Origin of the sequence: Wolbachia endosymbiont (group A) of Lasioglossum fulvicorne (assembly GCF_964028605.1) — a bacterium.
GTDB lineage: Bacteria > Pseudomonadota > Alphaproteobacteria > Rickettsiales > Anaplasmataceae > Wolbachia.
Map to the genome: position 1 here is coordinate 1,011,320 of NZ_OZ034798.1, position 13,210 is coordinate 1,024,529.

General features: G+C 37.0%; 8 protein-coding genes and 3 pseudogenes. 3 read left to right on the plus strand and 8 right to left on the minus strand.

Features of this window, described 5'->3' with window-relative positions:
- Positions 1 to 100 precede the first annotated feature (100 nt).
- The 3 genes from ABWU71_RS05530 (at position 101) to ABWU71_RS05540 (ending at position 4,748) form a co-directional block, all read left to right on the plus strand.
- Positions 101 to 848 (plus strand): IS5 family transposase gene (locus tag ABWU71_RS05530; RefSeq protein WP_353284244.1). Its coding sequence is split into 2 segments (ribosomal slippage): positions 101 to 364 and positions 366 to 848, totalling 747 coding nucleotides; the frame shifts between segments, so codons are not numbered across the junction.
- Between the two features lie 118 nt (positions 849 to 966).
- Positions 967 to 1,759, plus strand: a protein-coding gene (locus ABWU71_RS05535) for an IS5 family transposase (protein WP_353284245.1) whose coding sequence is annotated in 2 segments (ribosomal slippage) — positions 967 to 1,230 and positions 1,232 to 1,759 — 792 coding nt in all. Because the reading frame shifts where the segments join, the coding sequence is not laid out codon by codon here.
- 421 nt (positions 1,760 to 2,180) lie between these two features.
- The gene (locus tag ABWU71_RS05540; protein WP_353284246.1) at positions 2,181 to 4,748 is read left to right on the plus strand and encodes an ankyrin repeat domain-containing protein; all 2,568 of its coding nucleotides are present in this window, start codon (positions 2,181 to 2,183) and stop codon (positions 4,746 to 4,748) included.
- Here ABWU71_RS05540 and sdhA read toward each other — a convergent pair.
- The 8 genes and pseudogenes from sdhA to rmuC all read right to left on the minus strand — a co-directional run bounded on the left by sdhA (position 4,720) and on the right by rmuC (position 13,165).
- A complete protein-coding gene (sdhA, locus tag ABWU71_RS05545; protein WP_353284247.1) occupies positions 4,720 to 6,519 on the minus strand; it encodes a succinate dehydrogenase flavoprotein subunit in 1,800 nt (599 codons plus the stop codon). The two genes, ABWU71_RS05540 and sdhA, sit on opposite strands and share 29 nt — an antisense overlap.
- Positions 6,520 to 7,915: 1,396 nt before the next feature.
- Positions 7,916 to 8,708 (minus strand): IS5 family transposase gene (locus ABWU71_RS05555; RefSeq protein ID WP_265023453.1). Its coding sequence is split into 2 segments (ribosomal slippage): positions 7,916 to 8,443 and positions 8,445 to 8,708, totalling 792 coding nucleotides; the frame shifts between segments, so codons are not numbered across the junction.
- A 228-nt stretch (positions 8,709 to 8,936) separates the two neighbouring features.
- Positions 8,937 to 9,729, minus strand: a protein-coding gene (locus ABWU71_RS05560; RefSeq protein ID WP_353284248.1) for an IS5 family transposase whose coding sequence is annotated in 2 segments (ribosomal slippage) — positions 8,937 to 9,464 and positions 9,466 to 9,729 — 792 coding nt in all. Because the reading frame shifts where the segments join, the coding sequence is not laid out codon by codon here.
- Between the two features lie 129 nt (positions 9,730 to 9,858).
- Positions 9,859 to 10,718 (minus strand): IS630 family transposase gene (locus tag ABWU71_RS05565; protein ID WP_353284076.1). Its coding sequence is split into 2 segments (ribosomal slippage): positions 9,859 to 10,394 and positions 10,394 to 10,718, totalling 861 coding nucleotides; the frame shifts between segments, so codons are not numbered across the junction.
- A gap of 72 nt (positions 10,719 to 10,790) precedes the next feature.
- Positions 10,791 to 11,123: pseudogene (locus ABWU71_RS05570) on the minus strand (IS630 transposase-related protein); the annotation flags it as partial.
- 62 nt (positions 11,124 to 11,185) lie between these two features.
- Positions 11,186 to 11,371: pseudogene (locus ABWU71_RS05575) on the minus strand (IS4 family transposase); the annotation flags it as partial.
- 108 nt (positions 11,372 to 11,479) lie between these two features.
- A pseudogene (locus ABWU71_RS05580) lies at positions 11,480 to 11,749 on the minus strand (transposase); the annotation flags it as partial.
- An 84-nt stretch (positions 11,750 to 11,833) separates the two neighbouring features.
- Positions 11,834 to 13,165, minus strand: coding sequence for a DNA recombination protein RmuC (gene rmuC, locus ABWU71_RS05585; RefSeq protein WP_353284249.1), 1,332 nt, complete (start codon positions 13,163 to 13,165; stop codon positions 11,834 to 11,836).
- Positions 13,166 to 13,210 lie beyond the last annotated feature (45 nt).

The window sequence follows — 13,210 nt, forward strand, 5'->3', positions numbered from 1 at the left end:
TGAACAGATACACATTAATCTGCAGCTATAGTTTCTTAGAACCTGTACATGATCTCAAGAAAGGAATAAACTAAGAGATAATATATATAAGTTAGGATATATGAGGAGTTTATACCCAAGTGATATAAGTCGGGAAAGATTTGAGATTATGTTACCAGATCTAGAGTCCTGTAGAAAAAAAACAAAACCAAGGAAACTTGATTTGTATGATGTATTTTGTGGAGTGTTATACGTTCTGAAAAGCGGTTGTCAGTGGAGAATGCTACCAAAAGAGTTTCCAAAATGGCGCAATTGTTACGACTATTTTAAGAAGTGGAGTGAAAAACCAGATGCAGATAAAGAAAGTGTTCTGGAGCTGGTGTTAAAAAAAAATAGTTGGCGTGGTCCGACAAAACAATGGTCGGAAAGAAAAAACCAGCTTCTGCATAATTGATGCACAGAGTGTAAAAAATGCAGATACTGCTGAAGAAAAAGGCTATGATGCAGGCAAAAAGATTTCAGGAATAAAACGCCATATTGCAGTAGATACGCAAGGTTTGCCCCATGCAATTTATATAACAACAGCAGAGATAACTGACCGTAGCAGTGCTGTGAGAATGGTCGAAAATGCAAAAGAAAACCTCTCGGGAGTTAAAAATGTACTGGTTGATGCAGGCTATACTGGAGAGAATTTTGCAACTCAAATAAAAACGATTATTGGTGCAACCGTTAAAGTGATAAAAAGAAATGAATTACATTCCTTTGTTGTATTGCCCAAAAGATGGGTTGTGGAGCGATCTTTTGCTTGGTTAGAAAAATGTAGAAGATTGTGGAAAAATTGTGAGCGAAAACTCAATACTAGCCTATAAATGGTCGTTCTGGCTTTCACTGCCTTACTTCTGAAAAGATTATGAACAGGCTCTTAGAACCTGTACATGATCTCAAGAAAGGAATAAACTAAGAGATAATATATATAAGTTAGGATATATGAGGAGTTTATACCCAAGTGATATAAGTCGGGAAAGATTTGAGATTATGTTACCAGATCTAGAGTCCTGTAGAAAAAAAACAAAACCAAGGAAACTTGATTTGTATGATGTATTTTGTGGAGTGTTATACGTTCTGAAAAGCGGTTGTCAGTGGAGAATGCTACCAAAAGAGTTTCCAAAATGGCGCAATTGTTACGACTATTTTAAGAAGTGGAGTGAAAAACCAGATGCAGATAAAGAAAGTGTTCTGGAGCTGGTGTTAAAAAAAAATAGTTGGCGTGGTCCGACAAAACAATGGTCGGAAAGAAAAAACCAGCTTCTGCATAATTGATGCACAGAGTGTAAAAAATGCAGATACTGCTGGAGAAAAAGGCTATGATGCAGGCAAAAATATTTCAGGAATAAAACGCCATATTGCAGTAGATACGCAAGGTTTGCCCCATGCAATTTATATAACAACAGCAGAGATAACTGACCGTAGCAGTGCTGTGAGAATGGTCGAAAATGCAAAAGAAAACCTCTCGGGAGTTAAAAATGTACTGGTTGATGCAGGCTATACTGGAGAGAATTTTGCAACTCAAATAAAAACGATTATTGGTGCAACCGTTGAAGTGATAAAAAGAAATGAATTACATTCCTTTGTTGTATTGCCCAAAAGATGGGTTGTGGAGCGATCTTTTGCTTGGTTAGAAAAATGTAGAAGATTGTGGAAAAATTGTGAGCGAAAACTCAATACTAGCCTACAAATGGTCGTTCTGGCTTTCACTGCCTTACTTCTGAAAAGATTATGAACAGGCTCTTATCCTATTTTAGCCAGTAGCACGTTTTGCAGTTTAGCTATATTTATTATTTTTTAAGATTAAATGGTTAAAATAGTAGACAACTGTTCAAGTGAGGTTTAACTATGACGGCAAACTTTCTTACAGAAATTAATTTTCTGCCTTCTTACCTGCCTTTCTATCTGTATTTCAACTACATATAGCTAAAAGTAACTTAGGTTTACCGAAATATGTTTATGGTTAATTATAGGCGATATCTTAAGTTGTCATTCCAGCGCGTGACGCTGGAATCCAGATTTTTTAGACTGGATCCTATGGTCAAGCCATAGGATGACAGAAGCGGTCTTTGTTAGCTATATACAACGTTTGACTTAATTAAAAAAATTGAATCTTAGCTGACAACTTAAATAGCTTTTAATATTGAGGTTTTAGTATGGGTATAGATCTAAACGCACTAGCTACTAATGCAAAAAAATTAGATAAATGCATAGATAAAAATAAAAAGCAAGAGCGAGAGCAGGATAGAAAAGACGAGCAATTGCACTGCACTATAGAGAGAAAGGTAAAAAAAGAAGAACACAAGCGTGAAAAACCAAGAGGTCAAGATGAAACCCTCAAGAAGTGCAAAAGGTTATTTGAGGAAGGTGCTAGCTCTGAAGTATTAACTAAATTAGAAGAATCATTTAGAGAACAAGAAAAATATTATAGGTATTATGTCCAATGCTTCCTTCCAGTGCTAGATAAAGCAATAGAACGATCGAAAAAAATATCAAATGAAACAAAAGAACGAGTAAAGCAAGTAATTTCAGAAATTACTGATAATAGCAAATATTGTTCTAATAGTATTACCCACAACCAAAATGATCGTAGGAATAGTGAAGATAGTGAAGCAGAAAGTGGCTACGGTAGCGATGTTGAAGATGATCATAAAGTAGAAATAAGCAACGAAATAACAAATAGCAATGCTCTATTACTAAAAGCGATCAAAAATGGAAATAACAGGAAATTTAGAAAATATCTAAAAGATCGTACGGATATTAATAGTGTGAAAGGTGAAAAAGACAACAATATTTTACACCTTATCGTATCGTTGGAAAAGAAACAGAAATGCAAGTTTCTAGGTACCCTAATAAAAACGGTCACCGAGGAAGATTTAGCACAACTCATTAATAGTGAAAATCAGGACGAAAAAACTCCTCTTCAGGTGGCACTAATTGACAAGATAACAAAAGAAAAACATGAGTCTCATACAATTCGAAGTAACGATAACACACTTAAGTTTCTTACAAAATTGTTAGAGCATGGGGCCAGCTCTGATAATTTAGGATTATCTACAAAAAAATTACAAGACTTAAAAGAAGAGCAAAAGACATACTATCGTAATTTCTTAGAAAAATTAGCAGAGCAAGGAAAGAAATCTAAATTAAAGCCAGAAATAAGAATCAATACAGAAGCAAAAATTAAAGAAATTATACCACATACCATAAATACTCCAGATAGTAATGATAATTATCTATTACATCCAGTAATTAAAAATAGTGATAAAAAACTTTTTAAAGAACTATTGGAAAAAGGGGCGGATATTAGCCTTAAAGACACAGATGGTAACAATGCTTTACACTTGATTGTTAAACCTGAAACAAAACAAAAACTTGAACTTCTCAATATATTGCTAGAAGCAGGCCAAAAAGAACAATTTATAAAAGCTGTAAATGATAAAAAAGAAGGGCAAACACCGCTCCATCAGGTACTCCAGCGCATACAAGAGAAGAGTGAGAACCGATCACTTAAGAAATTTGAAAAAACTAAAAGGTATGAAACCCTAGAACTATTGCTAAAAAACGGTGCAGATATTACTGTGCAAGATAAAGATGAAAAAAATGCTCTGCACTATATTGCTTCATTCAAAGGAGAACAAAAAGTTGCATGTTTGGAATTGATTTCAGATAAAGATGGATTTAGTAATGCTGTAAATACTACTAACAAGGAAGAACAAACACCTCTTCATCAGCTGCTTCAACATATAAAAGAAAAGAATGAGGATCGATCATGTACAGATAGAAAATTTGAAAAAACAAAGAGGTATAAAGCCTTAGAGTTATTTCTACAAAATGGTGCAGATATTACTGTGCAAGATAAAGATGAAAAAAATGCTCTGCACTATATTGCTTCATTCAAAGGAGAACAAAAAGTTACATGTTTAGAGTTGATTTTAAATTCGGTGGAAAAAGAGAAATTTAGTAAAGCTGCAAACGCCACTAACGAAAAAGAACGAACACCACTACAAGTAGCGTTAATTACTAAGACGACAAAAGATAAACATAATTTGGTCAATCCTAAGAGCCGTGATAACACGATCAAGTTCTGTGTAAAATTATTGCAAAATGGTGTTGATCCAAAGCAGTTAATACTACCCGAAAGATTATGGAGCAAAGAGTATTATAAAACTATAAAAGGAATAGAGAAACCAACGGGTAGAGCGCTTATTCCAGATGATATGAGAACTGAACTGAAGTGCAATTTTGGCAGGAAGTTAAAAGCACGCGATATTGTGAAGTACATCAATAATGTTGCTTGTAAAGCAGTGACAACGCTTGTATTTGCTGCTTTAGCCTGTGCAGCAATATTCAGTGCTTCTCAAGGAATTATTACAATTGCAACTGCCTCATCTATTATAGCAGTTATTGGAGTTTGTTATCTTATTTACTTGAATTTAGAAAATATTTATGAAGGATTTGGAAAAATTAAAGGAAAGTTTACTGAAGAAAAGCAACTTACACTTCAAGATAACGCACCAAAAAATGATACACAATGCAATAACTCTGTTAAAGATATAGAAAATAAGTCCAACGATTTAGAAGAGCAAGAGGTGCAAAAATCATCAAATCAATCAGAATGTGCAGAAAATCCAGCTACCAAAATGAGCGATATATCAATACTACGTCAATTCATAAATAAGCTAGATGGACTGACTAATAAACCCTCTTCTCTGGCGCTATGAAATCAATCTCACCGCTCAGAGTTTTTTCAGCAACTTTTTTATAATCAATTTTTACGTTAATTTGCCCTTTCTTTTCTTCAAGCCACGCTATAGTGTGCTTCATCCAGTTTTTGTCATCACGTTCAGGAAAGTCTTCACGAGCATGGGCACCTCTGCTCTCCTTTCGATTGGCTGCGCATTCCATGGTAATAACCGCTTGTGGGATCATGTTAGCAAGCTCTAGTGCTTCAACTAAATCACTGTTCCACATCATACTGCGATCCTCAAGTGAAATATCAGGCATCATTTTTGCTACCTTTTTTATAGCTTTTTTGCCTTCTTCTAAAACTTCAGCAACACGGAACACTGATGCGTACTTTTGCATAGTGTTCTGCATTTCGCTGCGTATTTTTGCTACTTTGAGCTTCCCGGAAGCAAATCGCATTTTATTGAATCTATCTACTATCCAGTCTGTGCAGTCTGAATGCAATTTTTTATGTGGTGTACCGGATTTTAGCTTCTCTTTTGCTCTGAGCGCTGCAGCTCTACCAAAAACCACAAGATCAAGAAGCGAGTTAGAGCCAAGTCGATTTGCACCGTGCACAGAGACACACGCAGCTTCTCCAATTGCAAATAGTCCATCCACCACTTCTTCCTTACCTTGCTTCAGCGTGATCACTTCTCCATAATAATTGGTTGGAATGCCACCCATGTTATAGTGAACAGTCGGAATGACAGGTATTGGATCTTTAGTGACATCGACTCCAGCAAAAGTTCTTGCGGTTTCGCTAATGCCCGGCAATCTGAGTTTTATTACTTCCGGATCAAGATGCGCTATAGTTAAATACATGTGATCTTTTTTCGGTCCAACTCCTCTTCCCTCTCTAATTTCAATTGTTATTGCACGACTTACCACATCACGGGAAGCTAAATCTTTTGCTTTTGGTGCATAACGTTCCATAAACTTTTCGCCCTGAGAATTAACGAGATATCCCCCTTCGCCACGGCACCCTTCTGTCATCAAGCACCCTGAGCCATATATTCCTGTTGGATGAAATTGTACAAATTCCATATCTTCAAGTGGTAATCCAGCCCTTACTACCATGCCGTTACCATCACCTGTGCAGGTATGCGCACTTGTTGCAGAGAAATAAACACGTCCATATCCACCTGTTGCTAGCACCACCCTATGCGCGCGAAATTTATGTAATGTACCGTCGCATAGCGACCAAGCAAGAACTCCGCAGCATGTTTCGCTATCCATAATTAAATCAATCACAAAGTATTCAACAAAAAATTCAGCGTTGAATTTAAGACACTGCTGATATAGAGTGTGAAGGATTGCGTGCCCAGTTTTATCTGCCGCCGCACAAGTGCGTTGAGCTGATTTTCCTTTACCAAAGTGAGTTGTCATTCCACCAAAGGAACGCTGGTATATTTTGCCATCTTCTGTACGAGAAAAAGGTACGCCAAAATTTTCAAGTTCAATAACAGCCTTAGCAGCGTTTTTACACATATATTCTATTGCATCTTGATCACCAAGCCAGTCTGAACCTTTTATTGTGTCATATGCATGCCAGCGCCAATCGTCTTCACCGATATTACCTAAAGCTGCACTAATTCCGCCTTGTGCTGCAACTGTATGACTTCGTGTAGGGAAAATTTTAGAAATGCAGGCAACTGAAAAATTAGTTGCAGCCATCCCAAGCGTTGCTCTGAGCCCTGCTCCACCTGCACCTACTACTACCACATCATACTCATGTTCTATGATCTCATACGCTGACTTATCCATATTTACTTATTTTATCATTACAGGCTTATGATATCACAGAAGTAGAAAAAATCTATACAAGTTTTCTATAGCTATGCCGCTGCAGTATTTCATAATAGATCCCGCTAACACGTAACGGGATGACAGCAGTCCTACGTCATACCGCCGCAGTATCTCAGCCACTAACACGTAGCGGGATGACGGGTTGTCAGGCCAGCGCCCCTATGATGTCATCCCAGTGTCAGCTACTTGGATGACATCATAGGAGCACTGGAATGACAGCAGTCCTACGTCATACCGCCGCGGTATCTCTAGATCCCGCTAACAAGTAGCGGGATGACGGTTGTCAGCCAGTGTCCCTATGATGTCATCCCAGTGTCCCTATGATGTCATGAAAGTAGCTGACACTGGGATCCAGATTCACCTTATGATAGTGTCATTCCAGTGCCTCCCTCCCCTGTCATCCCAGTGCCTCTATGATGTCATGAAAGTAGCTGACACTGGGATCCAGATTCACCTTATGATAGTGTCATTCCAGTGCCTTCCCCCCTGTCATCCCAGTGCCCAGACACTGGGATCCAGGAAACTTAATTTCAACCAAGTGGCTACATAATAAAGGCTAGATCCCAGTGTCAGCTACTTGGATGACAAAAAAAGGAGCACTGGAATGACACCATTTTCGGTCTCTTAAATTGCTTTAGCCATAAATATTTAAGAAATTTACCAAATGAAAAAAAAGGCACACGAAGCCCTAGTCATTGTCTATTTTCAGTATCGGCGCTTTTTAGTCTTAAACACTGCAATTTAGCTGCTTTTAAGTGCAACTAACTTAAGCTATAAATATTTAAGAAATTTACCAGCAGAAAAAAAAGACAAAGAATCCCCGGAGTAGCTAGTTATTCCACTCTTTATTTTAAAATTTGACGTTGGGTGATGTCTTAAACGCTTTATAAGCGCTTTTCAGCTTATGTGGGTAAAAACCCAAAATTTTTATAAAGAAATAGTATGCACATAGTGCAAAAATTAAACAATAGTACGCCAAATACAAGTCTTCAGACTCATGCGTCAACGTTAAACAAAATACCATAGAATTCAATAGGATAATCCCTAGAGAATTACTCATCTACAAAAAGCCAAATCGTGTTAATTCTGTTTAGATGTAAAAGATAAGCTAAATTTTTACAAGGAAAACATTTCAAGCAGCAAGACACCTTTGATTAAAAAAGAGCACCAAATTTATGGGGTGAGTAACTGCAACTACTACAACTAAATCTTAATAGGGGGAACAAGCACTATGAAAACGTCAAAACTGACATTAGTATGTGACATATATGAATTAACAAATAAAGATAGAAAAAATATTCAAAAGCTAGCAAGAGAAATAGAGGAAGGGAAAGGTATTGCTGTAAGAGCCTGTTCATAATCTTTTCAGAAGTAAGGCAGTGAAAGCCAGAACGACCATTTGTAGGCTAGTATTGAGTTTTCGCTCACAATTTTTCCACAATCTTCTACATTTTTCTAACCAAGCAAAAGATCGCTCCACAACCCATCTTTTGGGCAATACAACAAAGGAATGTAATTCATTTCTTTTTATCACTTCAACGGTTGCACCAATAATCGTTTTTATTTGAGTTGCAAAATTCTCTCCAGTATAGCCTGCATCAACCAGTACATTTTTAACTCCCGAGAGGTTTTCTTTTGCATTTTCGACCATTCTCACAGCACTGCTACGGTCAGTTATCTCTGCTGTTGTTATATAAATTGCATGGGGCAAACCTTGCGTATCTACTGCAATATGGCGTTTTATTCCTGAAATCTTTTTGCCTGCATCATAGCCTTTTTCTTCAGCAGTATCTGCATTTTTTACACTCTGTGCATCAATTATGCAGAAGCTGGTTTTTTCTTTCCGACCATTGTTTTGTCGGACCACGCCAACTATTTTTTTTTAACACCAGCTCCAGAACACTTTCTTTATCTGCATCTGGTTTTTCACTCCACTTCTTAAAATAGTCGTAACAATTGCGCCATTTTGGAAACTCTTTTGGTAGCATTCTCCACTGACAACCGCTTTTCAGAACGTATAACACTCCACAAAATACATCATACAAATCAAGTTTCCTTGGTTTTGTTTTTTTTCTACAGGACTCTAGATCTGGTAACATAATCTCAAATCTTTCCCGACTTATATCACTTGGGTATAAACTCCTCATATATCCTAACTTATATATATTATCTCTTAGTTTATTCTTTTCTTGAGATCATGTACAGGTTCTAAGGTTCAGAAATGGAATATTCAAAAAGTCCAGCTATAACGCAAGCACGATTCTTTTAGCAAAAATAACTTACAAATATCAGGGCAGAGAGGAAACATTGTCACTACTACATTATGCTATAAGTCATAAAAATAATCAAGCTGTAAAAGATCTTTTAGAGCCTGTTCATAATCTTTTCAGAAGTAAGGCAGTGAAAGCCAGAACGACCATTTGTAGGCTAGTATTGAGTTTTCGCTCACAATTTTTCCACAATCTTCTACATTTTTCTAACCAAGCAAAAGATCGCTCCACAACCCATCTTTTGGGCAATACAACAAAGGAATGTAATTCATTTCTTTTTATCACTTCAACGGTTGCACCAATAATCGTTTTTATTTGAGTTGCAAAATTCTCTCCAGTATAGCCTGCATCAACCAGTACATTTTTAACTCCCGAGAGGTTTTCTTTTGCATTTTCGACCATTCTCACAGCACTGCTACGGTCAGTTATCTCTGCTGTTGTTATATAAATTGCATGGGGCAAACCTTGCGTATCTACTGCAATATGGCGTTTTATTCCTGAAATCTTTTTGCCTGCATCATAGCCTTTTTCTTCAGCAGTATCTGCATTTTTTACACTCTGTGCATCAATTATGCAGAAGATGGTTTTTTCTTTCCGACCATTGTTTTGTCGGACCACGCCAACTATTTTTTTTTAACACCAGCTCCAGAACACTTTCTTTATCTGCATCTGGTTTTTCACTCCACTTCTTAAAATAGTCGTAACAATTGCGCCATTTTGGAAACTCTTTTGGTAGCATTCTCCACTGACAACCGCTTTTCAGAACGTATAACACTCCACAAAATACATCATACAAATCAAGTTTCCTTGGTTTTGTTTTTTTTCTACAGGACTCTAGATCTGGTAACATAATCTCAAATCTTTCCCGACTTATATCACTTGGGTATAAACTCCTCATATATCCTAACTTATATATATTATCTCTTAGTTTATTCCTTTCTTGAGATCATGTACAGGTTCTAAGAATTCAGCACGTTTTTCTTCGTTTCTTTCCTTGTATAGCATTTCTCATAATAGTCCGAACAGGTCATAGGAAGGCAGAATCAACAGCACGACGAAAGGATTCGAATAGAGGAATGTTTTTCCTAGCTCTGTTTTTTATAGCAAACCAATGATGCTCAATTTTGTTGAAATCTGGAGAATACGGCGGCAGATACAAAATTTCTGCACCAACTCCTCTAGCAAGCTCGATAATCTTACCAGACTTATGAAAAGTAGCATTGTCAAGAATGACAGTCTGTCCAGGTTCCAAGATCGGTGTCAAAAATTGCTCAAACCATCCATTAAAAACATCCATATTACAGTGGCCTTCAAAGGTTAATGGAGCAACTATCTTTCTTCTACTTAAGGCTGCAACCATACTGATTCGTTGAGTTTTCTTTCCAGATTTTAGGCCATAAAACCGCTGTCCTTTCTGGCAATACCCATATGGATAGTCCTCTGTGTTATCAATGCCAGACTCATCTATATAAACTAAGTTTTCTGGTTCTTTTGTTGCTATAATTTTTAAGAATTCAGCACGTTTTTCTTCGTTTCTTTCCTTGTATCCATATGTCTTTTTTTGCGCGTAAATCCAATTTTTCTGAGAGCTCGGTGGATCGTTTGGATACTAACGTTGCCCCAAAGTTTAGCCATTTCCGACAGAGTCTTTCCTCCGTTTTCTCTGGCAAATTTAGCAAAGGCATCCCAGTCGGTGATTTTGTGATTGTAACCTCCATTTCCAAGTTTTTTTGATTGAAAGTCTCCTGTTTCTTTTCTTCTTTGCTGCCACTCCCATAAAGTAGTTCGTCCAATTTTAAATCTTGCTGCCACTGTTTCTCTGCTTCCTCCCTCCTCTAGCGCTTCCATTGCTTTTTTCCTTAAGTCATAACTATATGCTGCTGGCACTCAACCTCCTTATCATCGTCTATCCTTATCTTATCACATCCGGACTTCTATGAAAAGAGCTATATCCATATGTCTTTTTTTGCGCGTAAATCCAATTTTTCTGAGAGCTCGGTGGATCGTTTGGATACTAACGTTGCCCCAAAGTTTAGCCATTTCCGACAGAGTCTTTCCTCCGTTTTCTCTGGCAAATTTAGCAAAGGCATCCCAGTCGGTGATTTTGTGATTGTAACCTCCATTTCCAAGTTTTTTTGATTGAAAGTCTCCTGTTTCTTTTCTTCTTTGCTGCCACTCCCATAAAGTAGTTCGTCCAATTTTAAATCTTGCTGCCACTGTTTCTCTGCTTCCTCCCTCCTCTAGCGCTTCCATTGCTTTTTTCCTTAAGTCATAACTATATGCTGCTGGCACTCAACCTCCTTATCATCGTCTATCCTTATCTTATCACATCCGGACTTCTATGAAAAGAGCTATAATTGGCGCATTGCATCTATGCTGCAGTTTTCAATTCCTATATTACCCCAAATTATAGCTTTTATGAATGATGAACCGCTCAGCTTTCTCTTCCTTTTTACAAATCCTGTTTCAATTGATACCTCATTTGCCATTTCATTGAAAAATTTGTTGAGGTTGTTTGATAGGCAAGTTATTTTATTCATCGTTAGCTCTCTCACTAAAAGTATATCTGAAAGAACTTATATCTTATTATTCTATCTCCTTCATATCTTTTTCCTTAACTTGACGCGTATGGTTTATTTAACACTCCCTCTAGGCGTCAAAAGCTCAAATGAACCTGCACTTGTCCGTAAAGTCTTTCCATTTCTCCCATTTCTTCGATTATTCTCTTCACTTTCAGCTAATAAGTGATTTTCTATTTCACCTTCCAAACTTGCCTCCAGCAGCTTTTTTATAAATGGTGTAAATGCTCCATCCCTTCCTGTCAACGGCCTTCCTTCTCGTATAGACGACAGAATGTTTGTTTCTAATTCTTTATAATCTACCAAACCGGTAGTTCTGTTTACTACTTTCTGACTCATTGTCAAACCTCCATTTTTTTTATATCAATTTATTACTTTTTTTTCGGTTTGACACACTTTTTTGAACATTCCCTGTTAAGATGCCTAATCTACTTTCAGTTCCTCAGTATGTAAACTGCGCGGTAAGGACTCTAATTCCTTTGCAGCACTCAAGTTTTTATTTTTTGCATGTATACCAAGCTTATTAAATTCTCGAGCAGCAGGAAACACCCTTGCTTCAAGAGAGCCAGCAGTTTTATTATAATGATCAACAGCGCTTTTTAAGCTCCTGCGCAAATTATCAAAGTTTTCACCCATTGTGCAAATGCGCTCATATAAAATATGACCTAGTTCACTGATTTTCTTTGCATTTTCAGCTATCATCTCTTGCTTCCATCCATACGCTATTGCTCTCAGCAACGCAATTAGAGTGATCGGTGTTGCAATGATCACTTTTTTTTCCACTCCAATCTCTATCAAAGCAGGCTCATATTCCAGTGCTGCGCTAAAAACCCCCTCCCCTGTTAAGAAAAGCACCACAAGTTCTGGCGTATTTTCAAATTGATTCCAATACTCTTTTTTACCCAAGTCATTTATGTGTTTTTTTATTGCCAGGGAATGATTCTTTAATTTCTCCTTTTGTATTTGCAAATCATTTTGTGATATAGCATCCATGTAAGAATCAAGCGGCACTTTGGCATCTATTATTATTTGCTTTCCAGATGGCATTTTGATTATTAAATCAGGACGCAATAAATTATCCTCGTTTTTATCAACCACTGAGGCTTGAGCAAAAAAATCGCAATATTCAATCATTCCTGCTATTTCTACCACCCTTTTGAGCTGCATTTCACCCCACTTTCCTCTGATGTGGGGCTTTCTCAAGGCATTAGCAAGGCTGGAAGTTTGGTTCATCAGTGCTCCAATTTGCTCCTTTAAACCTTCATAGGCCCCTACCCTCTCTTTTTCCAGCTCGCGTATTTCATTATCGAATTTTTCTAATTTTTCTTTTATTGGAGTTACAACTTCGTTAATCGTTGCTTGTCTTTTTTTGAAATCGCTTTCCGTTTCTTTTAATTTGTTATCAATGACTTCCTTTGCTAAGTTCAGAAAATTATTATTGTTCACTTGCAAGGCATCAAGAGAGAGCGCTTTAAAAGTGTTTGTTAACCTCTCCTCTGCTTTTGTTAGTAATTCTATTTCCTTTTTCTTTTCCTCACGTTCTTTTTGCAGAGTTACTTCAAGTTCTGCTCTTTTGACCCTTAAATCAACTATTTCTTCATTCTTCGTAAGCAAAGTTTGCTTTGTTTCTTGAAGTTCTTGCTCTAATTTACATAAATTACCCTCAAGGTTTGCTTTCTTTTCGCTCAGTTTTTTTACGATAATGTAGAAAAATAGTAATAGAGAGACAACCAGAGCTATAGAATTGAAAAGCATCAGAATAAAAAAGCTGTATTTACAATTCTATATGATTTTTGTGTA

What these genes read in the sequence shown, in the direction of transcription:
- ABWU71_RS05540 (WP_353284246.1), top strand. Translation starts at nt 2,181, where the DNA reads ATGGGTATAGATCTAAACGCACTAGCTACTAATGCAAAAAAATTAGAT.
- sdhA (WP_353284247.1), bottom strand. Translation starts at nt 6,519, where the DNA reads ATGGATAAGTCAGCGTATGAGATCATAGAACATGAGTATGATGTGGTA.
- rmuC (WP_353284249.1), bottom strand. Translation starts at nt 13,165, where the DNA reads ATGCTTTTCAATTCTATAGCTCTGGTTGTCTCTCTATTACTATTTTTC.